25 protein-coding genes are annotated in these 24,362 nt (G+C 66.8%); 4 read left to right on the top strand and 21 right to left on the bottom strand.

From position 1 onward, the window contains the following. Positions 1 to 306: 306 nt before the first annotated feature. The 8 genes from RQI28_RS18885 to RQI28_RS18850 all read right to left on the bottom strand — a co-directional run bounded on the left by RQI28_RS18885 (position 307) and on the right by RQI28_RS18850 (position 7,503). On the bottom strand, positions 307 to 978 hold the full coding sequence (locus RQI28_RS18885) for a histidine phosphatase family protein (RefSeq protein WP_311224195.1): 672 nt from the start codon (positions 976 to 978) through the stop codon (positions 307 to 309). Between the two features lie 89 nt (positions 979 to 1,067). After that, complete coding sequence (locus RQI28_RS18880) at positions 1,068 to 2,063, bottom strand: threonine dehydratase (protein ID WP_311224194.1); 996 nt, start codon at positions 2,061 to 2,063, stop codon at positions 1,068 to 1,070. A 96-nt stretch (positions 2,064 to 2,159) separates the two neighbouring features. Further along, entirely contained in the window at positions 2,160 to 2,873 is a 714-nt protein-coding gene (locus RQI28_RS18875) for a VOC family protein (protein ID WP_311224193.1), read from the bottom strand. After that, positions 2,870 to 3,763, bottom strand: a complete 894-nt coding sequence (locus RQI28_RS18870) for a PhzF family phenazine biosynthesis protein (RefSeq protein WP_311224192.1) — start codon at positions 3,761 to 3,763, stop codon at positions 2,870 to 2,872. The genes RQI28_RS18875 and RQI28_RS18870 overlap by 4 nt, the downstream gene beginning before the upstream one ends. A 153-nt stretch (positions 3,764 to 3,916) precedes the next feature. Continuing rightward, on the bottom strand, positions 3,917 to 4,537 hold the full coding sequence (locus tag RQI28_RS18865) for a glutathione S-transferase (RefSeq protein WP_311224191.1): 621 nt from the start codon (positions 4,535 to 4,537) through the stop codon (positions 3,917 to 3,919). 5 nt (positions 4,538 to 4,542) lie between these two features. Continuing rightward, the gene (locus RQI28_RS18860) at positions 4,543 to 5,757 is read right to left on the bottom strand and encodes a PLP-dependent aminotransferase family protein (RefSeq protein WP_311224190.1); all 1,215 of its coding nucleotides are present in this window, start codon (positions 5,755 to 5,757) and stop codon (positions 4,543 to 4,545) included. A gap of 140 nt (positions 5,758 to 5,897) precedes the next feature. Continuing rightward, positions 5,898 to 6,860, bottom strand: coding sequence for a DMT family transporter (locus tag RQI28_RS18855; RefSeq protein ID WP_311224189.1), 963 nt, complete (start codon positions 6,858 to 6,860; stop codon positions 5,898 to 5,900). Between the two features lie 43 nt (positions 6,861 to 6,903). Beyond that, positions 6,904 to 7,503: a LysE family translocator gene (locus RQI28_RS18850; RefSeq protein WP_311224188.1), complete on the bottom strand. Its 600-nt coding sequence runs from the start codon at positions 7,501 to 7,503 to the stop codon at positions 6,904 to 6,906. 175 nt (positions 7,504 to 7,678) lie between these two features. Here RQI28_RS18850 and RQI28_RS18845 point away from each other — a divergent pair, with 175 nt between their 5' ends. Then, complete coding sequence (locus RQI28_RS18845) at positions 7,679 to 9,145, top strand: PLP-dependent aminotransferase family protein (RefSeq protein ID WP_311224187.1); 1,467 nt, start codon at positions 7,679 to 7,681, stop codon at positions 9,143 to 9,145. Between the two features lie 51 nt (positions 9,146 to 9,196). Here the strand turns inward: RQI28_RS18845 and RQI28_RS18840 are convergent, their stop codons facing one another. From RQI28_RS18840 to flgB, 12 genes are all read right to left on the bottom strand, one after another. Next, positions 9,197 to 10,438: an HDOD domain-containing protein gene (locus RQI28_RS18840; protein WP_311224186.1), complete on the bottom strand. Its 1,242-nt coding sequence runs from the start codon at positions 10,436 to 10,438 to the stop codon at positions 9,197 to 9,199. A 112-nt stretch (positions 10,439 to 10,550) separates the two neighbouring features. Further along, positions 10,551 to 11,798, bottom strand: coding sequence for a flagellar hook-associated protein FlgL (gene flgL, locus RQI28_RS18835; protein WP_311224185.1), 1,248 nt, complete (start codon positions 11,796 to 11,798; stop codon positions 10,551 to 10,553). A 47-nt stretch (positions 11,799 to 11,845) separates the two neighbouring features. Continuing rightward, positions 11,846 to 13,816 (bottom strand): flagellar hook-associated protein FlgK, encoded by a 1,971-nt coding sequence (flgK, locus tag RQI28_RS18830; protein ID WP_311224184.1) that lies wholly within the window; start codon positions 13,814 to 13,816, stop codon positions 11,846 to 11,848. Between the two features lie 29 nt (positions 13,817 to 13,845). After that, the gene (gene flgJ, locus RQI28_RS18825; protein WP_311224183.1) at positions 13,846 to 14,805 is read right to left on the bottom strand and encodes a flagellar assembly peptidoglycan hydrolase FlgJ; all 960 of its coding nucleotides are present in this window, start codon (positions 14,803 to 14,805) and stop codon (positions 13,846 to 13,848) included. A 65-nt stretch (positions 14,806 to 14,870) separates the two neighbouring features. Next, positions 14,871 to 16,013 (bottom strand): flagellar basal body P-ring protein FlgI, encoded by a 1,143-nt coding sequence (locus tag RQI28_RS18820; RefSeq protein ID WP_311224182.1) that lies wholly within the window; start codon positions 16,011 to 16,013, stop codon positions 14,871 to 14,873. Between the two features lie 201 nt (positions 16,014 to 16,214). After that, the gene (locus RQI28_RS18815) at positions 16,215 to 16,934 is read right to left on the bottom strand and encodes a flagellar basal body L-ring protein FlgH (RefSeq protein ID WP_311224181.1); all 720 of its coding nucleotides are present in this window, start codon (positions 16,932 to 16,934) and stop codon (positions 16,215 to 16,217) included. Between the two features lie 29 nt (positions 16,935 to 16,963). Next, entirely contained in the window at positions 16,964 to 17,746 is a 783-nt protein-coding gene (gene flgG / locus RQI28_RS18810; protein ID WP_311224180.1) for a flagellar basal-body rod protein FlgG, read from the bottom strand. A 43-nt stretch (positions 17,747 to 17,789) separates the two neighbouring features. After that, on the bottom strand, positions 17,790 to 18,530 hold the full coding sequence (gene flgF / locus RQI28_RS18805) for a flagellar basal-body rod protein FlgF (protein WP_311224179.1): 741 nt from the start codon (positions 18,528 to 18,530) through the stop codon (positions 17,790 to 17,792). A gap of 37 nt (positions 18,531 to 18,567) precedes the next feature. Beyond that, on the bottom strand, positions 18,568 to 20,055 hold the full coding sequence (locus RQI28_RS18800; RefSeq protein ID WP_311224178.1) for a flagellar hook-basal body complex protein: 1,488 nt from the start codon (positions 20,053 to 20,055) through the stop codon (positions 18,568 to 18,570). A gap of 53 nt (positions 20,056 to 20,108) precedes the next feature. Further along, positions 20,109 to 20,765 (bottom strand): flagellar hook capping FlgD N-terminal domain-containing protein, encoded by a 657-nt coding sequence (locus RQI28_RS18795; RefSeq protein ID WP_311224177.1) that lies wholly within the window; start codon positions 20,763 to 20,765, stop codon positions 20,109 to 20,111. 47 nt (positions 20,766 to 20,812) lie between these two features. Next, a complete protein-coding gene (gene flgC, locus RQI28_RS18790; protein ID WP_311224176.1) occupies positions 20,813 to 21,217 on the bottom strand; it encodes a flagellar basal body rod protein FlgC in 405 nt (134 codons plus the stop codon). A 39-nt stretch (positions 21,218 to 21,256) separates the two neighbouring features. Further along, on the bottom strand, positions 21,257 to 21,691 hold the full coding sequence (gene flgB / locus RQI28_RS18785) for a flagellar basal body rod protein FlgB (RefSeq protein ID WP_311224175.1): 435 nt from the start codon (positions 21,689 to 21,691) through the stop codon (positions 21,257 to 21,259). Positions 21,692 to 21,932: 241 nt separating this feature from the next. Between flgB and flgA the strand changes: the two genes are divergently transcribed. From flgA to RQI28_RS18770, 3 genes are all read left to right on the top strand, one after another. After that, positions 21,933 to 22,718 carry a flagellar basal body P-ring formation chaperone FlgA gene (gene flgA / locus RQI28_RS18780; RefSeq protein ID WP_404976945.1) on the top strand — a complete coding sequence of 262 codons (786 nt, stop codon included), beginning with the start codon at positions 21,933 to 21,935 and terminating at the stop codon, positions 22,716 to 22,718. A gap of 93 nt (positions 22,719 to 22,811) precedes the next feature. Continuing rightward, on the top strand, positions 22,812 to 23,132 hold the full coding sequence (flgM, locus tag RQI28_RS18775) for a flagellar biosynthesis anti-sigma factor FlgM (protein WP_311224174.1): 321 nt from the start codon (positions 22,812 to 22,814) through the stop codon (positions 23,130 to 23,132). A gap of 57 nt (positions 23,133 to 23,189) precedes the next feature. Beyond that, a complete protein-coding gene (locus RQI28_RS18770) occupies positions 23,190 to 23,561 on the top strand; it encodes a hypothetical protein (RefSeq protein WP_311224173.1) in 372 nt (123 codons plus the stop codon). Between the two features lie 82 nt (positions 23,562 to 23,643). Here RQI28_RS18770 and RQI28_RS18765 read toward each other — a convergent pair whose 3' ends face one another. After that, a complete protein-coding gene (locus RQI28_RS18765) occupies positions 23,644 to 24,360 on the bottom strand; it encodes an RNA polymerase sigma factor FliA (RefSeq protein ID WP_311224172.1) in 717 nt (238 codons plus the stop codon). Positions 24,361 to 24,362: the final 2 nt, after the last annotated feature.

The raw sequence follows: 24,362 nt of genomic DNA, 5'->3' as shown, positions 1-24,362 counted from the left end.
TGGGGCGAGAATTTCAGCTCAATTGAAATCCATTGAATGAGGCTATAGACTAAGTTATTAGCGGTTCGGCTGCGTGGGTTGGTATTCAGGGCAGACAAACGCGCGAATCTGCTGTGAATGCGACGATCGCTGCCACTCAGGGCAAATCAAATGCTGTTCCGTATCGCAGTGGGTGTATTGCCTTCAGCGGGAAAAATAGGGATTCAGCTGAACTGCAGCACAGCCAAGCCCATATGCCCGTTTGGCTTTGTTTGACTATCGGCCGTTGCAGAGTCAAAGGAAATGTCGCCAGACTCTTTTAAGCCTTCAAGCGTGCGTGATCCAGCTCGCGTGTTCCTCGGAATCCAGATGAGGCAAGGTATTGAACGTCTGCATCATCAAACGCTTAGCGCTGATGCTGAATTCCGTCACTGCGCTATTTCGGATTCGCATGTTCAACGCGATGGTGACTTCGGGAGGTGTGCTCAGCACCTGTCCGACAGCCGTTGAAATAGGCCCGCCGCTGGAAACGAGCAGCACGTTTTGGCCTGCGTGATGGCGACGAACATGCTCCAGGGTCGCGTGGATCCCTCCCGCGAACTCTTGCCAGCTTGGCATGCCAACCGGGCTGATGGTGCCGCCCATCCATTGGGACAGCGCATCGCACAACAAACGGAAGTGTTGTTTGTACAGAGCCGGCGTGTCGGCCTTGGGCAAAGGCTGGGGATGAATCGCGGCGATCAGCGCGGCGCTGTCGTATTCGTTCAATCCGGAGAATGTCAGCGCCTCTGGCATACCCGCAAGCCCGTGCCGGATGCCTTCCAGCGTTTGTGTGTGTCTGCGCAACGTGCCGGTGATGACGGCATCGAACCGAGTACCTCGAGAGCGCCAATACTCACCCAGCCGCACAGCCTGTTCACGGCCGCGCGGGCTGAGTTGGTCGTAGTCTGCCGCGCCAAAAGAGGCTTGGCCGTGGCGCACAAGATAAAGCGTTCCCATGCCATGATTTTTGTTCTGATGGCTTTGTGCCGCTTGTCGCAGAAGCGACGATAGCTATTAAAACAGTAGCAATTGTTTGATGGCAGGCATCAGGGCAGATCGCGCAGTGTTTGGGCAAAAACTGCCGCATCGACATTGCCCCCTGTCAGCGACAGCCCTATGCAGCGATGTCGTCCACGGGCTTGTGGTTGCAAAGCAGCCGCCAAAGCGGCAGCGCCAGCTCCTTCGGCCACATTGTGGGTGTCGGTGAACAGCGCCCGCATGGCTTCGGCGACTTCTGTGTCGGTCACTTGCACCAGGTCGTCTAGATGCGCTCGGAGTATGTCCAGCGCCGCTGCATCAGCCACGCGGCATGCCATGCCATCTGCCAGAACGGTGGTCACTGGCGATTCGACGACACGGCCTGCTGCGATCGAATCAGCGTACGTCGTGGCATGGGCGCTGATGACGCCGACGATGCGAACCGGATGATCCAGCGCCCGCTTGGCGGCGATGGCTGAGCAGGCGCCCGAGCCTTGGCCAATCGGAACGTAGGCTACTTCCATGTGAGGAACGGCGCGGAAGAACTCCCACCAATAGGTTGCCACGCCCCGCAGCAGATCGGCATGGAAGCTGGGGACCATATGCGCTCCCCGTTCGCCCGCAAGGTGAATGGCGTGTTCTCGCGCGGCTTGAAAGTCTTCGCCGTGCTCGATCAGTTCCACCCCGAGCGCCTTCATGGCTGCATTCTTCTCGACCGAGTTGCCGTGCGGCACGACGATCGTGCAGGCCACGCCGTGGCGGCGAGCTGCCCAGCCCATGCTTTGCCCGTGATTGCCTCGGGTGGCGCTGATGACTTCGCGCGGAAGCGAACCTCGCCGTGCCAACTGGTCGAAATAGGTCAGTCCGCCGCGAATCTTGAATGCGCCTACCGGCGTGTGGTTCTCGTGTTTGAGCCAGCACTCGACCCCCAGCCGCTCGCCCAGCAAGGGCCAGCGGTACTGAGGAGTGGCTGCGAATTCCTGATAGACGACCTGGACGGCAGCTTCGATGTCGGCCAGCGTTGGCAGGGCGGAAAGTTCGGCAGACGGTGAGGCAGTTGTCATGCGACGTGGTTCTTGGTAGTCAGGAGATGGAAGGCGAGCCGGCCCGAAAAGGACTCGAAAACGCCGGTTCCCTCACGTTGAGTGAGGGCTGTCATTTCAGAAGCCCGTGTCGGACAGCAAGCTGACGGCGCCGCGTGGTGTGCTCAGCGTGGCGTGGATGCGCGGCGCCAGCGCGGAGGCGATGCCCACGCGCGCGCCCAGCCCGACGGCGTCGCAGGCACCAGACAGCGCTGGAGCATCGGGGTGCTCCAGCCGCAGTGACTGCAGTTCCACACCGCTGGACGGCAGGCTGTAGCAGGGATGGCGATCGGCCCATTGGATGAGCGTGGGCAGACAGCCGTCCATCAATCGCTGACCATCGCTGCGCACCGTGATCTGCCACTGCAGCAACCCCAGGGAAGTCGCGCGACTGGCTGCCAGGATTGCGCCGCGATCGACGCCCCGTGCGGACAGCGCCGCATGGCCCGCCGCCACGTCAGGCACCGAGGCGACCCAGTGAATCAGTTGCGGCCCCTGGCGGCGAACCTGCTGTTGCAGCGCTGCGTTATCCATGTCAAACCAGCGTGCAGCGCCCGAGGGACGGGCGCTGATAGCTACTGGATTGATAGCAATGATCTCCAGATAAGCGCGGGGATGCGCATTGCTCGACAAATTGACCAGCCGGTTGTGCGTACCCATCAGCGGATGCTCTCCACCGGCCGCAGCGGTCACGCCCAGTGTGTGCTGGCACCATGCCGCGCCCGCCTCCAAGGTATCTGCCATGACGACCAGATGGTCGATGGCGCAAACATGTAGGCCGTCTGGGCTCATAGCAGCACCTGCCCGTCCACGCAGGTGACGGAGCCGCCGCCCACCCAGATCGTGTCGCCGTCCTGCTCGATGTGCACCCGCCCGGCGCGGCCCAACGCCGTGCCCTGGGACACGATGTACTGGGGCGGGGCCAAGTGGGCGCCGATCAGCCATTGCGCCAGCGCGGCGTTCAGGCTGCCGGTGACAGGGTCCTCCGCCAGGCCGTTGTTGCCAGGGAAGAACGCCCGCACTTCGAAGGCTATGTCGTCGTTATCCGCTGCGGAGTCCGCGCCGTGTGGGCCGATCACGCCGACCTTGCCGCGCGGGCCGACGACGCCGATATCCAGCCCTCCCAGCACAGCCGGGTCAGGCCGCAGCGACAGCACCTGCTCGGCGGTGGCCAGCATCACGCCGCGCCAGTTCGGGCCGTTGTCGCACCAGGCGTGGGCAACGATGTCGTTGCGCTGCACTCCCAGGCCGCGCGCAATGCGCTCCACGTCCAATTCCTCCAGCGGGCCGCCGCGCAGGAGCGGCGGTGCAGCGAAGGCCAGGCGATTGTCATCCTGCCGAAGGGTGACCAAACCCACGCCGCATTCCTGCACCACGCGGCCGGGCATGCGCGGCTGGCCGCCCGCTTCCAGCCAGGCGTGGCAGCTGCCCAGCGTGGGGTGGCCGGCAAACGGCAGCTCGCGCCCAGGGCAGAAGATGCGGACGCGGTAGTCCGCGCCGGCCGCCGCGCCCGCTTCGGTCGGCGGCAGCAAAAAGGTGGCCTCCGACAGATTCGTCCAGTTCGTGAAGTGCTGCATCGCTTCGACGGAAAGGTCGGTGCCGTCCAGCACGACGGCCAGCGGGTTGCCCAGATAGGGCTGCTGCGTGAAGACATCGACTTGCTTGAAAGAACGTTGGCGCATGGAAGGCTTTCAATAGGGCAACAAAAAAAGCGGTCAGCCGCGAAGGCCGGTAAAGGGCGCGGGCAAGGCTGCGCCCGCCTGCCGCAGCCATAAGGCCGCAGCATGGGAATGCACAAGAACCAGGGCGACTGGCTGCGCGCAGCAGTCGGTCGGTCAGGCCAGCGGCTGGTCCAGCACGCCGCGCGCGCTCGGTCGGTCGCAGAGCGCTTGGTACCAGCGGTCCAGATGCGGCCGCGCGATGCGGTCGCGGGGCAGGCCGCACCAGCGGTGCATTTCGCAACCGACGGGAATGTCGGCCATGGTGAACTGCTCGCCTGCCAGATACGGCTGGCGCGAGAGGTGCGTATCCAGCAAGTCCCACAGCGGCTCGGTGGCGGCCACCGACTGGGCGATGCGCGCGTCGTCGCGCTCAGGCGCCGGTGTGCGCACCCATTGCACGAAGGCATCGCGCCCCGCCGGGTTCAGCGTGGTCTGCTGCCAGTCCATCCACTGCTCGGCGACGAAGCGTGCGGGCAGCCCTTCCGGGTACAGATCCGCCGGGGCATGCCGGGCGCACAGGTAGCGCACGATGGTGTTCGATTCCCACAGCAGGTAGCCGTCGTCTTCGATCAGCGGCACCATGCCGTTGGGGTTCTGGCGCAGATATTCGGGCTCGCGCACCAGGCCGAACTGGCCTCCGGCATCGGTGCGCTGCACGGTCAGGCCCAGCTCCTGTGCGGTCCAGACCACCTTGCGGACATTGATGGACGTTGTGCGTCCCCAAAGGCGAAGCATGGCGATCAGGCCGCCACGGCGGACGCAGTCGTCGCCGGACTGGCGACGCGGGCACGAATGGCGGCCGCCAGTGCAGCGATGCCGATGTCGATCTGCTGCGCGCTGGCCGTCACGAACGACAGGCGCAGGGTGCGCGGATCGGCTTGGTCGGCGTAGAACGCCGCGCCGGGCACGAAGGCGACGTTGCGGTCCACCGCTTCGGGCAGCAGGTCGATGGCACTCAGGCCTTCGGGCAGGCGCACCCACAGGAACATGCCGCCAGCGGGGCGGTTCCACTCCACCTGCAGGCCGGCCATCTCGCGTTCCAGCGCGGCCAGCATGGCGTCGCGCTGCGACTTGTACAGCTGGCGAATCGTCGGCACGTGCCGTTCCAGGAAGCCGTCCTTCATCACCTCGGACACCATGCGCTGGTTGAAGCTCGGGCTGTGCAGGTCGGCCGCCTGCTTGGCCTGCAGCAGCTTGGGGTAGATGGCGCGCGGCGCCACCAGAAAGCCCAGGCGCAGGCCGGGCGCCAGCACCTTGGAGAACGACCCCAGGTAGATGCAACCATCGGGGTTGCGCGCCGTCAGCGGCAGGGCCGGCGGCGCGTCGAACCACAGGTCGCCATAGGGGTTGTCTTCGATCAGCGGCAGGTTCAGCTCGGCCGCGCGTGCCACCAGGGCGGCGCGGCGCTCCTCGTTCATGGTGCGGCCGGTGGGGTTCTGGAAGTTGGGCAGCACGTACAGAAAACGCGCGCGGTCGGCGCCGGTGCCCATTTTGGCGGCGAGGTCGTCCACCTGCACGCCTTGGTCGTCGCTGGCAACGCTGACCACCGTGGGCTCCATGGGCGCGAAGGCCTGCAGTGCGCCCAGGTAGGTGGGCGTTTCCACCAGAATGCGGCTGCCCGCGTCGATCAGCACCTTGGCCACCAGGTCCAGGCCTTGCTGCGATCCGGTGGTGATCAGCACCTGGTCCGGGTCCACTTCCCAGGGCAGCATGCGGGCGACGGCCTCGCGCAGCGGCAGATAGCCTTCGCTGGCAGCGTATTGCAGGGCGGCCGGGCCGTCATGTTCAAGAACCGCAGCGCAAGCCTGCGCGAAGGCATCGATGGGGAAGGTCTTGGGCGAGGGCAGGCCGCCGGCCAGGCTGATGATGCCGGGCTTCTCGGTCACTTTCAGGATCTCGCGGATCACCGAAGGGTTCATCTTTGCGGCGCGGGCGGCCAGGGTCCAGTTCGTCATATCCGGTTATCTCCATGGAGCACAAAAAAGCAATGCGCTGATTGTCTGGGTTGCAGGGTGGCCGTTGTGCAGCCGATGTGGCTTTGCGGGTGAAGCCGCCGGGGAGCTTAACCGCCCGCAGCGCCCGCGCCAGCGGGGTTTCAGGGGGTGGGGGCCAGCCTTTCGCGGGGCCGCACCGGCATGCGACGGCCCAGCGCCACGGTGGCCAGCACCGCCACGCCGAAGCCGACGCTCACCGCGTCGAGCCGCTCGCCCAGCAGCGGCACGGCGGCCAGCATGCCCAGAAAAGGTTGCACCAGCTGCACCTGGCTCACGCGCACCGTGCCGCCCAGGGCCAGGCCCCGGTACCAGGCAAAAAAGCCCAGCCACATTGAAAAGACGGACACATAGGCGAACGCGCCCCAGGCCGCTGCGGGCAGCGGCGCCTGCGGCCACGACACCGCAGACAGCGGCACGGTCAGCGGCAGCGAGATCACCAGCGCCCAGCAGATGACCGCGTCGGCCCGCATGCGCTGCGACAGGCGCGCCCCATAGCCGTAGCCCACGGCAGCGCACAGCATGGCGGCCATCAGCAGCAAGTCAGCCGGGTGCAGCGCCACCCCGCCTGCGCCGGAGCGCAGCACCGCGAACACCACCACCAGCACGGTGCCGGCCGCGGCGCACAGCCAGAAGCCGGCCGATGGGCGCTGCCGATGCAGCAGCGCGCCCACGGCGGCGGTGGCCAGCGGCAGCAGGCCGACGATGACGCTGGCGTGCACCGCCTCCACATGCCGCATGGCGATGGAGGTCAGCAGCGGAAAGCCGAACACCACGCCCGCCGCCGTCAGCGCCAGCGGCGCCCAGTCGGCGCGCTCGGGCCACGGTGCGCGGCGCGCCAGCAGCAGCGCGGCAGACAGCAGGCCGGCCACCACGGCGCGGCCCATGGCGATGAACAGGCCGCTCATTTGCGGCGCCTCGGGCGAGCCCACGGCCAGCCGCGTCATCGGCAGGGTCAGGGCGAAGATGGCGACGCCCAGCAGGCCGAGCCACAGCCCGCGGGCCTCGGCCGACAGCGGAGGGCGCGGCGCATCGGCGGTGGGTTGCGTGCGTGTGGATGACGACATGGTGTGGATGAGGTGGTTGGGTGTTCTATGGCGGTGCAGCGCTTCAGCTCGTCACCATCCAGGCGGCCGTCAGCACCAGCACTGCCGCCATCGCGCGGTTGAACCACAGCAGGCGCGCGCCCTGCGCCAGCCAGTGGCGCAGCAAGGCGCCCGCGGCGGCATAGGTCAGGTTGCTGGTGAAGGCGAAGAACAGCATCACCGGCACCACCACGGCCAGGCGCTGCAGCGCGTCCGGACGGCCCGCCACCCAGCCGGCCACGATGGCCAGCGCCAGCAGCCAGGCCTTGATGTTGACGAACTGCAGCACCACGCCTTGCCAGAAGCCAACCGACAGGCGCGCCGAGTCGGCTTCGGACAGCCGCGCGCTGCGCGCGAGCTTGAATGCCAGGTACAGCAGGTAGCCGATGCCCACCGCCTTGATCGCCCACCGCAGCGCGGGCGCGGCCACCACCACCGCACCGACGCCGGCGGCGCACAGCAGCAGCAGCAACGTCCAGCCCACCGGCACGGCGCAGACGAAGCGCATTGCAGCCGGCAGCCCCCGGTTGGCGGCCAAGGCCGTGGACAGCGTGGTGTTGGGCCCGGGTGAAAAGCTCATCGCCGTGGCCAGAACCAGCAGGGTGGTGAATTCGATGAGTGGCATGGCGTTGTCGGGGCGGAAAAGGGGTGAGTACGGGGGGCTTCTAGGCAGCAATCTGGCGTTCACTGTAGGATTGATTCCATTACAGTTGCAGTACAGACAGTGTCACAACTGCATCCTCTGTATTGGTTCACACAGCGGCACAGTGGGGCCGCGTGCATTGCTTCGATCCCGCACCATGCTCACCCGATCTTCCGACCGCACCCTGACCGAACAACTGGCCGGCCGTTTTGCCGAGCGCATCCGCTCGCGGCTGCTGCCCGCCGGGGCGCGTCTGCCGTCGGTGCGCGAATGCGCGCGCCAGCAGGGCGTGAGCCCGCACACCGTGGTGGCCGCGTACGACCAACTGCTGGCCCAGGGGCTGGTAGAGGCCCGGCGCCAGCGCGGCTTCTATGTGCGCGATTACATGCAAAAAGTGCCTGTAGCGCTTGATGGTCAAGCGCTAGTAGCTATCAATAGCATAGCAATTGGAAAGGAGGCATCACCGCTGGGCAGCATGGGCGTGCGCATGTCGGGCTCGCACATCAACGCCACCGCGCTGATCCGGGGCATGTTCCACCAGGCGTCGTCCAAGCCGCAGCCGGGCACCGGCGTGTTTCCGCCCGACTGGCTGGAAGAGGCGCGCTTCTTGCCCGCCGCCGTGCGCAAAATTACCGGCAGCCGCGCGTTGCAGGACGGCTCGTTCGGCTATGGCGAACCCATGGGCGACCCCAGCTTGCGCCAGGCGCTGGCGCGGCGCCTGGCCGCCATCAACGTGCATGCGCAGCCCGAACAGATCGTGACCACCATCGGCGCCACGCAGGCGCTGGACATCGTCAGCCGCACGCTGCTGAAAGCGGGCGACCCGGTGATGGTGGAAGAGCCCGGCTGGTCGGTCGAATTCGCCCGCCTCGACGCCCTGGGCATGCGCGTGCTGCCCGTGCCGCGCGGCCCCGATGGCCCCGATCTGAAGGTGATGGCGCGCTATTGCGAGGCGCATGCGCCCAAGCTCTTCGTGAGCGTAAGCGTGCTGCACAACCCCACCGGCTATAGCCTGTCGCCCGGCAGCGCGCACCAGGTGCTGCAGCTGGCGCAGCAGCACGACTTCCACATCGTCGAAGACGACACCTACGGCCACATTGCGCCTGACCACGCCACGCGCCTGACGGCGCTCGACGGCCTGCGCCGCACCATCTACGTCAACGGTTTCGCCAAGATCCTGGCGCCGAACTGGCGCGTAGGCTACTTGGTGGCGCCGCCCGCGCTGGTGGAGCGGCTGCTGGACACCAAGCTGCTGTCCACGCTGACCACGCCGTCCTTGCTGGAAAAAGCCCTGGCGCTGTGCATCGACCAGGGCCAGCTGCGCCGCCACGCCGACCGCATGCGCCTGCGGCTGGCGCAGGCCCGCGCACGCAGCGTGCAACTGGCGCTGGACGCGGGCTGCACCTTCGCGTCCGAGCCGGCGGGGTTGTTCGGCTGGGTCGAGACGGGCGTGGACACCGACATGCTGGCCCAGCGCATGCTGGACGAGGGCTACCTGATCGCGCCCGGCGCGCTGTTTCACGCCACGCGCCAGCCCTGCACGCTCATGCGCATCAACTTCACCACCACGCAGGACGTGGCGTTCTGGAAGACCTGGAAGCGGGTCGTCGCCAGCGTGCGCTGAGTGCACCGCGCCGTCGATGGGCGCGGAATGGTCAGCTCGAGGCGCGTGAGATCAGCCGTTGCCCAGGTCGGCCAGCATGCGCAGCAGCGCGCGGTTGACCTCTTCCAGGCTCAGCTCGTGCGTTTCGCACAGCTGGCGAATACCGGCCATGTCGTCGGTTTCCAGGGCGCAGGCCATCTCCAGGCTGGCGGCGTAAGGGCCGGTGTGCAGCACGATGGCGTCGTAGATACGTTCGGACAGCGGCAGCCGCCGCAGGATGGCGCCCAGCGGTTCGCCGAGCAGGTCGTCCATTTGCGACAGCAGGCCGCACAGATAGACCTCGCGACGCAGGTCGTTTTCCACGCCCGCATCCAGCAGCCGCTCGGTCAGCCGGGCGCGCAGCACCATCGACTCGCGAATGGGGCGCAGATTGGGGTCGGTGGCGCAATGCGGCAGCTGGTCCGACAGCCATCGCTGCAGCGACCCGTAGCCCATCATCACCAGGCCCCGGCGCAGCGAATCGACGCCGGTGCGCAGGCCCAGCGCGGCGGAGTTGGTGTAGACCATGAAGCGATAGGCCAGCAGCGGGTCTTCGCCCAGGATGTGTTCGAACGCCTCCAGCGACTGCTCCGCGTCGATGGACTTCATCAGCGCATGCACCACGTCATGCGCCGGCTGCAGCGGGTGGTGGCGCAGGCTGTAGAGCACGTCTTCCAGCGGCCAGCCGGCCACGGCCATCGCCTTGTGGTCGTCCAGGCAATGTTCCAGCAGCGCACGGCTGGCCACGTTTTCATACAGCTGGCCGGCGATGACCGGGCTGCTGGCGCGGCGGGCTGCGGCGGGCACCGCATGGCCCTGGCGCCGCGCGGTGGCGACGGCCTGGGTCTGCAGGGCATTGGCGGCATCGGTGGCCGACAGGCTGAGCAGGCTGTTGTCGAAAAAGCGCGCCACGCCCGCATCGGGCAACTGGTGCAGCTCGCCGCGCCACACCAGCTTCAGCCCACGCTGGTGCGCCGCCTGCACGCGCGCCAGCAGGGCCGGGTCGGCCAGCCACTCGCCACGCACCTCGATCCACGGGCTGCCCACGGGCGCATGCTCCAGCAGCTCGCCCAGCAACTGATGGTTCTGGGGCGACAGCAGCAGCCGGGGCGAGCTGGCGGTCCATAGCTCCAGCAGCGTGCGCAGCAGGTGGGCAGCGTCCACCGGGTTGGCGCCGTCGCTCTGCACATAGAGCTGCACGCCGGCCAAGTGCCGCTGTGCATTCCACAAAGGGCGATAACCGAGAACCAGACTGCCTAGAACGGATTGGGCCATGGAGAACTTATGAATCCTGCTCGAAGAAGAGCCCATTGTCGGAGACAGCGCGCCGGGCCGGATCTGGCAGAAACCCCGTCTGTGTCAGTGCCTCGGGGAAAGCGTGTGGCGCTTAACCGATGAAGTTGAACAGCGACAGCTTCTGCACCTGCGCATATGACTTGAGTGCGGCCTCGTAGCCCACCTGCGCCGTCTGGAAGTCCGAGATGCCCTGCACCATGTCCAGGTCTTCGGCGCGCGAGCGGTCGGCCTCGAGCTGAATGGCGCGGTTGTCCTGGTCGCCCGTGATGCGGTCGGCGCGGTCGAGCAGCTCGCCCGCATAGCCGCGCATGTTGTGCAGCCGCTCCAGGCCCTTGTCCACGGCGGCCAGCGCCTGTCCGACGGCCTGCGTGGCCGCGTTGTTGTTGGCCGCGCCGCCAATGCCCTTGACGGCCGCGTCGATGCTGCCGAAGAGGCTGTCGCTGGGCTGCAGCGAGACCTTGTCGCCCACAGCCGGCGTTCCGTTGATCGAAAACGCCAGGCCCGGCACGCCGATGACGGCGATGGACACCGGCTTGTCCGACGGGTAGTCCGGCACGGTGACGGTCGAAGGCGTTCCGGCGGGTAGCTCAGTGATTGTGTACGTGGCCGAGCTGGTGCCCGGCGTGGCGCCCGGCCCCACGGCCGTGAAAGCGATCTGGTAGTTGTTGCCGGTGACCAGGCTCAGATTGGTGGTGCTAACGGCGTCGGTGGTCAGCGTGCGGGTGGTCGGAATGGTGCTCACGCCCGCGTTGTAGACACCGTCGCGCTGGGGCTCGAACATGAAGGCCGAGTGGCCGTCCAGCGTGCTGGTCAGGGCGACTCCATTGCTGGCGGCCTGGCCGGGCTGGCCGGCGAAGGCATAGCTGGGGCTGCTGCTCTGCGGCCCCAAAAACGGCGCCAGCGCGCTGCCCAACGCGCCCAGCAGCGGGATGCCGTTGGTGTCCTTGCGGTTGGCGACTTCGGTGAGCTGTTCACGCAGGCTGTTGATCTGGTTGGCGTAGGTGGTGCGGTCTTCGGGCTTGAGCGAGCCGCCGCCCGCTGCCACCATCAGCTGGCGCATCTCCTGCACCAGGCCGATGGCGTCGCCCAGCGTGGATTCAGCCTGCGCGACCGCGTTGCGCTGCACTTCCAGCGCGCGCTGCTCGGTCTGGATGCGGGTGATGCGGGTGAGCGAGCGCTCGGCCTGCGCGGCGGCGACCGGGTCGTCGCTGGGGCGCACCACGCGCTTGCCGGACGTGAGCTTTTCCTGCAGGTCGACCAGCGTGGACTGGCGCGAACTCAGGTTGCGCAGCGTCGAGTCGTACTGGTTGGCCGTGCCGACGCGGTAGAAATTGGTCATGGAATGCTCCGGGCGGTTTTCTTGTCGTCAGGTCGTCAGGTCGGGCCTTAGCGGCCCATGGTCTGGATCAGGCTGTCGAAGACACTCTGCGCGATCTGCAGCATCTTGGCCGACGCCTGGTAGGCCTGCTGGTACTGGATCAGCTTGCCGGCCTCCTCGTCCAGGTTCACGCCCGACACGGCCGTGCGGTCGGCTTCCAGGTTCTTGGCGATCGAGGTCGACAGGTCGGCTGCGTACTGGGCGCTCTGCGTGCGCGTGCCCACCTGGGCCATCAGGCCGGCATAGCCGTCGCTCATGGTCGATTCGTCGAACATCTTGGCGTCGCGCAGGTTCATCAGCGCCGTGCCGTTGCCCGCGTTGCGCGTGTAGGCGTCGCCGTATTGCGGGTCCAGCGCATTGCCGACGGTGACCGTGTCGCCGCCCTTGGGCGTGCCCTGCAGCGTGATCGACCAGCCGTTGATCGTGATCGGCTGGCCCGACACGTAGGGCTGGGCGGCGGCCAGCGTGGTGGGCGGGTTGGTGCTGCGGTCGATCGCGTCGTAGGTCACCGGCGTCGTGGAACTGAACAGCAGCTGCACGCCGCCGGCAATCGGTGGCGTGGCCGTGGGGTTGGCATTGCCCGGCACCACCAGCGGCGTGGGCTTGCCCGTGGCCTGCAGCGATGCCAGCTGCAGCGAGCCGCCGTTGGTCGTGCCCATGGCCGCATTGATCGGGTTCGCCACGGCCAGATCGCGGGGCGAATACACCTTGGCCTCGATGTTGGCTGCCGACGCGGCGAAGGGCTTGAACAGCACCCGTTCACCGGCCGCGCCGGCCGTGGTCAAGTTGAACTGCAAGCCGTCGATCTGCTGGCTGGAGAGGTTGGTCAGGTCGGTGAAGGCCGTGGCCTTGCCGTCCGACAGGCGCACCACCTGGCCGGCGGGCGGGGTGGTAAAGCGCACCTCGTAGTCCGATGCGGCGAACTTGGTCGGGTCGGCAAAGCTGGCCGTACCCACCCCCGTGCCGCTGGAAAAGCCCTGCGCGCTGGTCTCTACTGCGAAAAGGTCCTTGCCCACCGCACCGTCCAGCGTCAGCCCGAGCTTTTGCTGCGCGTTCATCGTCATGCCGATGGCCTGCGCCATGCGACCCAGCAGGTTGCGCGCCTCGGCCAGGTCGGTGTTGGCAAAGCGCAGCAGGCCAGAGGCTTCTCCGCCGCCCAGCATGTTTTCATCCAGCTCGATCGGCGTGACGCCGGGGCGATTGAACAGCAGGCGCATCTGCCCGCTGCCGGGGAACAGGGCGGACTCCTGCACCGCCAGCGGCGTGGCGACCGTGCCCAGAACCAACGGCTGGCTGTTCGCCACGAACAGGCCCACCGTGCCGTCGTCGGCCGGAACCTGCGTGGTCTGCACGTACTGGTTCAGCTCGCGAATCAACTGGTCGCGGCGGTCCAGCAGATCGTTGGGCGTCTGCCCGTTGCCCTTGGTGCGGGCAATGTGTCCGTTCACCTCGGCCACGCTACTGGCCAGGCTGTTGATCTTGTCCACCAGGCCGCTGAGTTGTTCCTGGGTGGAATACGCGACCTCGTTCATCTGCTCTGCGGCCGAGCGCATGCGACCGCTCATTTCGCTGATGCGGGTCAGCGTGACGGTGCGGGCCGTGATGTCGTTGGGCGAGGCCACCACGTCGGCCAGCGAATTCATCATGTCGGAGATGGAAGCGCCCAGGCCCTTGGTGCCGCCCGGAAAGATGTCCTGCACCTGCGCGAGGCGCTGTGCGCGCGTGGAATCGGCCGCCTGCGTGGAGCCGGCCGCCGCGGCCTGGCGCGTCAGCAGCTCGTTGTGGTTGCGCAGAATGGTCTGCACGTCCACGCCCTGGCCGATGTAGCCGCCGCCGGTGAACTGGCCCTGCACGGTCTGCAGCGACACGGTCTGGCGCGAATAGCCGGCCACGTTCACGTTGGCGATGTTGTGGCCGGCCGTCTGCAGGGCGACCTGGTTGGCCAGCAGTGCGCGGCCTCCGACGTTGAGCAGACTCATGGGTCAGGTCCTTGGCATCACAGGGGCTGTCATGCCTGGGTGTTCGACGCGTTGCGCGCGACGTTTTGCGGTGCCACGCCGACCGCGCTTTGAATGGCGCGGCTGAGCTTGTGGGCGTATTGCGGGTCGGTGGCGTAGCCGGCCTTTTGCAGCTCGGACGCATAGGCCACGGCCGAATGCGTCTTGCCGCGCGCCTTTTCGTAGCGCGGGTTGTCGTTGATCAGGCGCGCGTAGTCCTTGAAGGAATCTTCGTACGAGTCGTACGCGCGGAACTTGGCTGTGACCTTGCGCGGCACGCCGCCGATGTATTCGGTGGTGGTGATCTCGGCGACCTTGCCCGTCCAGCCCTTGCCGGCCTTGATGCCGAACAGGTTGAACGAATTGCCGGTGTCCTTGCTGCGGATCTCGCTCTTGCCCCAGCCGGTCTCGTGGCCGGCCTGGCCCAGCATGAAGCTGGCGGGAATGCCGCTTTCCTGCGCCACGCGCTCGGCCGCGGCCCGGTGGTGTTGCACGAAGTTGTCGCGGCCCTTGGGGGCGGGCGCCGTGGGGTCGCTGGATGTGGAGCGGCTGGTGCTGGTCGTGCTGCCTGCACGGAACCGGCTGGTCGCGTCCAGCCCCAGCGTGGAGCCGGGCACCAGCGTGGCCTCGGCGTCGCCGCCCATCTGCTTGGTCAGCTGGCGCTGGATGGCTTCGGACAGCCCGCCGGGCCGGCCCGACATCTGCACCGACAGCTGCTGGTCGAACATGTCGTTGGCCATGTTGCCTTCGGCGCCGTCCAGCAGCCCGGCTTTCATCGTCGCCTCGCGCATGCTCTTGATCATCTCGCGCATGAAGAGCGACTCGAACTGCTTGGCGGTTTCCTTCGCGGCCTCGGGCGTGTTCTGGCCGGCCTGCAGCTTCAGCGCGTTCAGCGAGCGCCCATCCACCGCCAGCGCCTGGCTGGAAGCGGCGGACGCCGCCGTGGTCGAAGAGGTCAAAGACATGGACATGGCGCGCTCCTCTCGTCAGCGGCGGTCCACCGGGCGGCAGGCGCGGTTGAAATCCGTCATGGTCATCAGATCACTTCCAGCTCGGCGTTCAGCGCGCCGGCGGCCTTGATGGCCTGCAGTATGGCCAGCAGGTCGCCCGGCGTGGCGCCCAGCGTGTTCAGGGCGCGCACCACGTCGGCCAGTTGGGGCGACGCGGGCAGCTGCAGCACCTTGCCGCCTTCTTGCTGCACCTGGATGTCGCTCTTTTGCGCCACCACGGTCTGGCCCTGCGACAGCGGCGCGGGCTGGCTGATGACGGGGGTGGAGCTGATGGTGATCGACAGGTTGCCGTGCGCGATGGCGCAGGCGCCCAGCGTGACGGACTGGTTCAGCACGATGGAGCCGGTGCGTGCGTTGATGACCACCTTGGCCGACGGCACGGAATCAGGAATCGCCAGCTCTTCCAGCTCTGCAATGAAGTTCACGCGGCCGCCCGGGTCTTGCGGTGCACGCACCTGCACCGTGCGGCCGTCCAGCGCAGTGGCGGTGCCCTGGCCCAGTCGGGTGTTGATGGTTTGCGCGACCTTGCGGGCGGTTTGAAAGTCCGACGCGTTCAGGCCCAGGTTGATGGTGTCGCCGTCGTGCAGCGGCGTGGGCACCGCGCGTTCGACCTGCGCGCCGTCCGGAATGCGTCCCGCGCTCAGGTGGTTGATCTGCACCTTGCTGCCGCCGGCCGATGCGCCAGCGCCAGCGATCACCAGGTTGCCCTGGGCCAGCGCGTAGATTTCGCCGTCGGCACCGCGCAAGGGCGTGGCGATCAGCGTGCCGCCCTTGAGCGATTTGGCATTGCCCATGGACGCCACGCTCACGTCGATGGCCTGGCCCGGCTGGGCAAACGCCGGCAGCTGGGCGGTGACGATCACCGTGGCCACGTTCTTGAGCTGCGGCGCCGTGGTGCCTGGCGGCAGGCTGATGCCCATCTGCTGCAGGTAGTTGGACATGGCCTGCGTGGTGAACGGCATCTGCGTGGTCTGGTCGCCCGTGCCGTCCAGCCCCACCACCAGCCCGTAGCCGGTCAACTGGTTGCTGCGCACGCCTTGCACGGCGGCTACTTCCTTGATGCGCAGCGCCTGCGCGGGCAGGGCGACGAGCAGCGAGCCCAGCACTGCCAGCAGAACGCAGGCTTTGCGGGTGGCAAACGACGTGATGGGGGCAGGCAGAGCTTTCATGCACTCGATTGTGAAAGCCGCGCGGTTTTGGGAATCGCCAAAAAGACGCCCGATCACCCGCTATTTGCCGGCCAACCCTGCCGCAAGGTTGCCAGCTGAGAATATGAGCGAAAACAGCCGCTAGCGCCCTATCTATAAGCGCTAGCAGCTATAAAAATAATAGCGTATGGCCCAAGCCATACGCGGGCCCTCAGCCCGGGCTCAGAACGGCGCGACGGAGTTGAACGCGCGCGAGAGCCAACCCATGGCCTGCGCCTCGCTTTGCGCGCCCCGGCCGCGCGACTGCACGCGGGCGTTGGCCACCAGGGTCGAGCTGACCACGCTGCCCGGCTGCAGCGAGCGCGGATCCACCGTGCCGGAAAAGCGCAGCACGTCCACGTTCTGGTTCACGCCGATCTGCTTTTCGCCGGCCACCACCAGGTGCCCGTTGGGCAGCACCTCGACCACCGTGGTGGTGATGGAGCCGGTGAAGGTGTTGGTGCTTTCCGTGCCACCCTTGCCTGAGAAGGCGTTGCTGCTGGTGGCGCCCACGTCCAGCTTGCCCAGGGACGACGAGCCGATGAACGGCAGCGCGGTGATACCGCCCTTGGTGCCCGAGCTGCGGTCCACCGTGGAGGTGGAATTCTGCTTGGCCGACACGTTCTCGACGATCTGGATGGTGACCACGTCACCCACCAGCCGCGCGCGGCGGTCTTCGAAGATGGGCCGGTAGCTGACCGCATGGAACAGGCTGCCGGTTGCGGGGCCGGTGTGGCGCGGCGTGGCGGCGACCGGCGGCGGAGCGGTGGACACCACCATCTCGACCGGTGGCGGCGGGTTGAGCGTGGCGCAGCCGGTGGCGGCCAGCAGGCTGCCGATGGCGGCCAGGCGTGCGATGCGCGAGATGAATTGGCGGGAAGTGGGGGTGAGGCTGAGCGACATGGCGGTAATCCTTCAGAAGGCGGTGCGCATCACAGCTGCGCGAGCTTGGCCAGCATCTGGTCAGACGTCTGGATGGCCTTGGAATTCATCTCGTAGGCGCGCTGGGTCTGGATCATCGTGACCAGCTCTTCCACCACGTTGACGTTGGAGGTTTCCAGGAAACCCTGGCGGATCACGCCCAGGCCGTTGGTGCCCGGCGTGCCCTGCTGGGGCTGGCCGGACGCGGCCGATTCCTTGTACATGTTCTGGCCCGTGGGCTCCAGGCCGGCCGAATTGATGAAGCTGGCCATCGCGATGGTGCCCAGCTGCTGCGGCTGCGTGTTGCCGGGCAGGGTGGCGGTGACCACGCCGTCTTCGCTGATGCCCACGCTGGTCGCATTGGCCGGCACGGTGATGCCGTTGGCCACGGGCAGGCCGTTGGAGGTGACGATGCGGCCCTGCGAATCGAGCTGGAAGGAGCCGTCGCGGGTGTAGCCGACGGTGCCGTCGGGCAGCGTCACTTCGAAGAAGCCGTTGCCGTTGATGGCCACGTCCAGCCGGTTGCCCGACTGTTGCAGACTGCCCTGCGTGAAGTTGCGGCTGGTGGCGACGGTGCGAACGCCCAGGCCCAGGTGCAGGCCGGTGGGCAACTGGTTCTGCTCGGTGGTCTGCGTGCCCACCTGGCGCAGGTTTTGGTAGATCAGGTCTTCGAATACCGCGTTGTTGCGCTTGAAGCCGGTGGTGGAGACGTTGGCCAGGTTGTGGGAGATCACGTCCAGCTGCGTTTGCTGGGCGCTCATGCCGGTCTTGGCGATCCAGAGGGAATTGATCATGGCGGTTCCTTGTAGGAAATCAGGGTGCGCGGGGGAGGCCGGGTCAGCCGTTCAGGCCCAGCAGCTGGGCGGCGGTCTTGTCGTCGTTCTCGGCGGTCTGCAGCAGGCGCATCTGCTGCTCGAACTGGCGCGAAGCGGCGATCATTCCGACCATGCATTCCACGGCGTTCACGTTGGAGCCTTCGGTGGCGCCCGACAGCAGCCGGGCGTTGGCGTCGTTCTGAACCGGCTCGCCCGAGGTGGCACGGAACAGCCCGTCGTCGCCGCGCTTGAGCGGATCTTCCGGGTCGGGCGTGGCCAGTTTGATGCGGCCGATGGCCTGCGGCCGCTGGCCGGCGATGGTGGCGGTGAGGGTGCCGTCCGCGCCCAGTGCGACCTCGGCGCCCGGCGGCACGTCGATGGCGCCGCCGCCGTCAGACAGCACGGGCAGGCCGGTGGCGGTGACCAGTTGGCCCGCTTGCGTCACTTCGAACGAGCCGGCGCGGGTGTAGGCCTCGGTGCCGTCCAAGCCCTGCACGGCGAACCATGCGTTGCCGACGGCCATGGCGTCCAGGTTGCGGCCGGTGCGCTGCACCGGACCGGGCGTTTCCGAGTGGCCCGACGTGGCCTCCAGCGCGAACACGCGCGTGGCCGAGCCGGTGCCCTGTACGGGCACCGAGCGGAAGGTGGACATTTCCGCCCGGAACCCGTTGGTGGACACGTTGGCCAGGTTGTTGGCCAGCACCGCCTGCCGCTGCGCGGAGGCGCTGGCGCCGGTCATGGAGGTGTAGATGATGCGGTCCATGGAGGGTCTCCGTCTTCCGGGTCAGGCAGGCCGCTGGTTAACGCAGGTTGACCAGCGTGGACATGATCTGGTCCTGCGTCTTGATGGTCTGCGCGTTGGCCTGGTAGGCGCGCTGCGCGGTCATCATGTTCACCAGCTCGGCCGTCAGGTCGACGTTGGAGTCTTCCAGCGCACCCGAGCGCAGGGCGCCGAAGTTGCCGTCGGTGGGCGTGCCCAGCACGGCCTGGCCGGATTCAAAGGTGGCTACCCAGTTGTTGTTGCCGACCGCTGCAAGGCCCTGCGTGTTGCGGAAGCTGGACAAGGCGAGCTGCCCTTCGGGACGCGTGATCCCGTTGGAGTAGCTGGTCATGATGGTGCCGTCGCCACTGATGTTGATCCCGGTGAGCTGGCCGGCGGTGTAGCCGTCCTGCGTCAGGTCGGACACGGCGAACTTCGAGCCGAACTGGGTGACGTCCTTGAGGTTCAGGGCGACGTTGAAGGGCTGTGGCGGGCTGTTGGGGTTGGCCTTGCTCGGGTCTACCGACAGGTTCAGATCGAAGGCAAAAGTGGTGGGCGCATCCGTGGCTGTGCCGGGCGTGCCCAGCGTGAGCTTGGCCGAGGTGACGGTTGGCGTTGGCGCCGGGGGAGTCGCGGGCGGCGCGAAGGTGTACGTCCAGGTGCCGGTGACGTCGGCCTGTTTCATCTTTCCGTCGGTATCCCTGAACCAGGTCTGGAATTCAGTTGGAGAGCCGTTGGCGTCCACGGCTGATCCCACCTTGGGCTGCGTCATGCCGGTGATTTTTCCGTTGCCGTCCATCGTGATCTGCCCTATCGGCTTGCCCAACACAGGGGGCGTGCTCGTAGGGTTGTCCAGCCGGTCGTAGATATCCCAGGTGTTCGAGCCGTTCTTCTCGAAATACACGTTGAGTGGCGTGGCCACACCCTGGCTGTCGTACACGTTGATCGACGTGCCGTAGGTGGATCGGGGGGTGGCGGGCACCGGCGGCGTGGCGGTCGGGTCGCCAACGGCATCGGCAGCCCGTGCGTCCAGGTTCAACTCCGTCTTGATCTTCGTGGTCTGCTTGGCGGGAATCGGTGCCGCCGTTGGAAACTGCATGGGCACCAGGGTGCTGGAGGTGCGCAGGCCGGTCGTGGGGTCAAGGGCATAGCCCATGACCTGCGCACCGTTGTTGGTGATCACGTTGCCCGTGCCCTGGTCCAGCTTGAAATTGCCGGCGCGGGTATAGGCCCGCGAGCCGTCGGTCTGCTGCAGCGTGAAGAAGCCGTTGCCGTTGATGGCCACGTCCAGGCTGTTGCCGGTCACCGACAGGTTGCCCTGGTTGAACTGCTGCGACACGTCAGCCACTTCCACCCCGATGCCCGCATTGGTGCCGCCGGACGAGCCGATGGCGCTGGCCACCAGCTCCGCGAATTCGGCGCGCGAGGCCTTGAAGCCGGTGGTGCCGGAGTTGGCGATGTTGTGGCCGATCACGTCCAGGTTCTTGCTGGCGGCGTTCAGCCCGGAGAGGCCTTGCTGGAAACTCATGGTGTGCTCCTTGGGGAGGGGAAACGGGGGTGTGGGTGGAGGAGGGGGCAGCGTCAGAGGACGGCGCGGATCTGGCTGTAGTTCACCGTCTCGCCCGATTCCAGGGTGAGGGTGAGTGCGCCGTTGGCCGAGCCGGTACCGGTCACGCGGGAGGCCTGCAGCGGGGTCGATTGCACGGCGCCTTCCTTGGTGGTGGCCACGACGCGGAAGGTCAGGTCGCCGGTGTTGCCGGCGTATTTGCTGGCGTCCCATTCGAAGTCATGGCGGCCCTTGTCCTGCGCGCCCATCTCGACGGTGCCCACGACCAGGCCGGCCGGCGTGACGATCTCGACCCGCGCGTCGGTGGCTGTGCCGGCCAGCTCGAACTGGCCCTTGCTCACGCCGCTGGCCGTGGTCAGCTTGTTGCCTTCTGCCAGCACCGAGCGGCCGATCATCTGCGTGCCCTGCAGGGTCTGCATGGTGGAGAACTGCTCGGCCATGGTCTGCATGGTCAGGTTCAGCGTCTGAATGCCGGTCACGGTGTTGATCTGCGCCATCTGCGAGGTCATCTGCGCGTTGTCCAGCGGATTCATCGGGTCCTGGTTGTTCAGCTGGGCGACCAGCAGCTTCAGGAACCGGTCCTGCATGGCATTGGGGTCCGTGGACGATGAGGCTGACGTTCCGGTGGAGTTGGTGGTGGTGGCGGTCGAACCGACGGGGTTGAGAATCATGGCGGCGTCTTTCAGGCGAATTCAGTCGAGGGGTGGCGCAGCGGCGGTCACTGGCCCATCTGCAGGGTCTTGAGCAGCAGCGTCTTGGCGGTGTTCATGACCTCGACGTTGTTCTGGTACGAGCGCGAGGCCGAAATCATGTTGACCATTTCTTCCACCGCGTTCACGTTGGAATGCGAGACGTAGCCCTCGGCGTCGGCCGAAGGGTGGCTGGGGTCGTGCACGCGGCGCCCGGGCACCTGGCTTTCCTGGATGGAGCTGACCCGCACGCCGGCGGAGCTGTCCGCTCCCATGGGCGCGGTCTGGAACACGACCTGGCGCGCCTTGTAGGCCTGGCCGTCCGGGCCGGCCACGGCTTCGACGTTGGCCAGATTGCTGGCCACCACGTTGAGGCGCTGCGACTGCGCGCTGATCGCGCTCGACGAGACGTTGAAGATGGAGAACATGGACATGGTGCGTCGCTTTCCAAAAAGGCGGGCTCGTGCTTTTGCTTACTGGCCCTGGATGGCGCTCAGCATGGTCTTGGCATTGCCGTTGATGAAGCGCAGCGTGGCTTCGTAGCGCACCGCGTTGTCCACGAACGCGGCCCGCTCTCGGTCCATGTCCACGGTGTTGTTGTCCAGGCTGGGCTGGGTCTGTACCGAATAGCCCAGCGTGCCGCCCGACAGGCTGCCCGTGCTGGCGGCCGGCAGCGGAATGTGGCGCGGGTCGGTGGTGCCCTGCTGGCGCGGGGCAGCGCCCTGCAGCGACGTCTGTTGGGATGCGCCGGTGACCTCGCGCAGCGCGTCGGCGAACTTGAAGTCCCGCGCTACATAGCCGGGCGTGTCCGCGTTGGCGATGTTGCTCGCGATGGCGCGCTGGCGCTCGGAACGCAGCAGCAGCGCGTTGCCGTGAAAGTCCAGTCTGTCGGTCATCTTGTCGAGCATGCGGTCCTCGCTCTCGGGGGTATCGAAGGCAGGAGTCCACACGGATCCCTGGCGTGCAGCGATTGTGGAATTCCCCCGCATTTCCTAAAGCGGGAAGAACGCAGGAAACGATGTGCAGTTCGGCCCATCGCAGCGCCGTACCGCGCCTACAGTCGCTGCAGTGCCCTGAGGTGCTGGCGGCGGCTTCGGCTGTTGCTGGCCTGTCACGGCTGCTGAAGTCGTTCGTTCCAGGAGGTGTTCCATGTTCCGCAACCCGCTGTCTTCTCTCGCGCTTCTCCTGCCTGCGGCGCATGGCGTGCCCGGCCGATCGCGCGCGCGGCGCGTCGCCTGGGGCGTGGCCTTGGGTATGGGGCTGTCGCTGGGCGCCGCTGCCCAAGAGCCGGACGGCGAGCTGGGCGCGCTGTCGGCACGCTGGCTTAACGACGCGGTTCAGGCCGCGCAGGCCAACGGGGCTACCGCTGGGTTGCCGCTTCGCATGGAAGTGAGCGTTGGCTCACTCGACCCGCGCCTGCGCCTGGCACCCTGCAACCGGGTCGAGCCGTACCTGCCTGCGGGTGCCCGGCTGTGGGGCCGCACGCGGCTGGGGCTGCGGTGCCTGGACGGCGCCACGCGCTGGAATGTGTTTTTGCCCGTCACTGTCAAGGCGTTCGGGCCGGCCTTCGTGCTGACGGCCAATGTGGCGTCCGGCACTCTGTTGACGGCGGCCGACGCGGCGGAAACAGAAGTGGACTGGGCGGCCGACATGGCCCCGGTTGCCGCCAGTGCCGAATCGTGGGTGGGGCTGACGGCAACACGCGCGCTGGTGGCCGGCCAGACCTTGCGCCAGAATATGGTTCGAGCGCCCGACGCGTTCAAGGCCGGCTCTCAAGTGAGGGTAGTGGCGCAAGGCCCGGGCTTTGCGGTCACGTCGTCAGGCCAGGCCATGAGTGCCGGGGCGATCGGTCAAAATGTCCGCGTGCGCATGGCTAATGGGCGAGTTATAGGGGGCGTTGTTGCGCAGGACGGGACGATAGAGGCCTCCTTGTAACGTCTTGACATCAATAAAGGCCTCAAGTCCCTCCAGGAGTCGCCGAAAACATGGCTACTGTGCCCCACATCGGACGGGGTCGTGGAGAGAGCGATGAAGATAGGTCAGAACCCAGACATTGCGAATTCGGTATCGCAGGCTGCTGCCAAGCAGCAACAGGCCAAGGCACCCGCAGCTGCTGCGGAAGCCGTCGCCAAGACCGTATCGACGGCAGCCGCTGGCGTGCCCGTCACGTTTTCCAGCACCGCCCGGGGCGTGGACGCCACGGCGCGCGGCTCGGCCGAGTTCGACGCGGGCAAGGTGAAGGCCGTGAAAGCGGCCATCGACAAGGGCACGTTCACGGTGGACGCCGAAGCCATCGCCGACAAGCTGCTGTCCAACGCGCAGGAAACCTTTTCGCGCTCCCGCGGCTGACGATGCCGTAGCGTCTGTCCGGGTTGCACCTCGGGCAGATCGCCATAAACTCGTTCCATGTCTCTCGAAGCCACTCTCTCCACCGTCGAAGCGCAGCTGCAGGACGTGCAGGACGCATTGCTGGCCACCGACCCCCTCTCTCTCGAAAAAGCTGCCACGCAGTTGCGTGGCGCTGCCACGGTGCTGGCCCAGGCCCTGGGCGGCGCAGATGCGCGCAAAGCCCCCCCCACCGACGATCAAACCCGGCGCATCCGTGCCATTGGCACCCGGCTTTCGGCCTTGCGCGACCAGCTGGCGCGCCTGCTGGCGCTGACCGAGCGGCAAGCCGCTTCGCTGCTGCCGCCCATGCCCGGTGTGGTGACGTATGGCAGCAGTGGGCTGGGGCAGCCGGGCGCACAAGGCGCGCGCATTTACCGCGCGCCAGGCTGATCAGGCTCGCAAAGTTACCTTTCCCCAAAGCAAAAGGCCGACTGTTGTCGGCCTTTTGCTTTGGGAGCAGCTGAATGCGGGCTCAATGCGACCGCATCTTGGCGCGCAGCCGCGCGATCGACTGGCTGTGCAGCTGGCAGACGCGCGATTCGGTCACGCCCAGCACGGCGGCGATTTCCTTCAGGTTCATGTCGTGCTCGTAGTACATGCCCATGATGTACTGCTCACGCTCGGGCAGCGTCTTGATGGCGGCCACCAGCGATGCCTTGAGCCGCTGGTCGCGCAGCACGGCCATGGGGTCGGCCTCGCTGTCGGCGACATGGCGGTCAAGGAAGCTGTCGTCATCGTCATCGCCGCGGCTCATGTCTTCCAGGTAAACCAGCTGCGTGCCGCGCACCTTGCCCAGCAGGGTCTGGTAGTCGACGAGCGACAGTTCCATTTCTTCGGCGATTTCCGATTCGAGCGGGCTGCGGCCCAGCTTCTGTTCGATGCGCTGCACCGCGTGCTCGATATCTTTCTGGCTCTTGCGCGAGCTGCGCGACATCCAGTCGCCTTCGCGCAGCTCATCGAGCATGGCGCCGCGAATGCGCTGGCTGGCAAAGGTCTCGAACTGCACGCCCTGCGCGGCTTCATAGCGCGAGAGAGCTTCGGACAGTCCCATCATTCCGACCTGGATCAGGTCGTCCAGCTCCACGTTGGGCGGGAGCTTGGCGATCATGTGATGCGCGATCCGACGTACCAGGGGTACGTGCTGGCGGATCTGCGCATCGCGATCAAGCTGGCCTTTGGCGGTGTACATGA

The sequence above is a fragment of the Acidovorax sp. WCS2018Noco2-16 genome (assembly GCF_031843945.1).
Classification (GTDB): Bacteria; Pseudomonadota; Gammaproteobacteria; order Burkholderiales; family Burkholderiaceae_C; genus Paracidovorax.
Note: the sequence above shows the minus strand (reverse complement) of the source record. Positions and strands in the feature narration are given on the sequence as shown.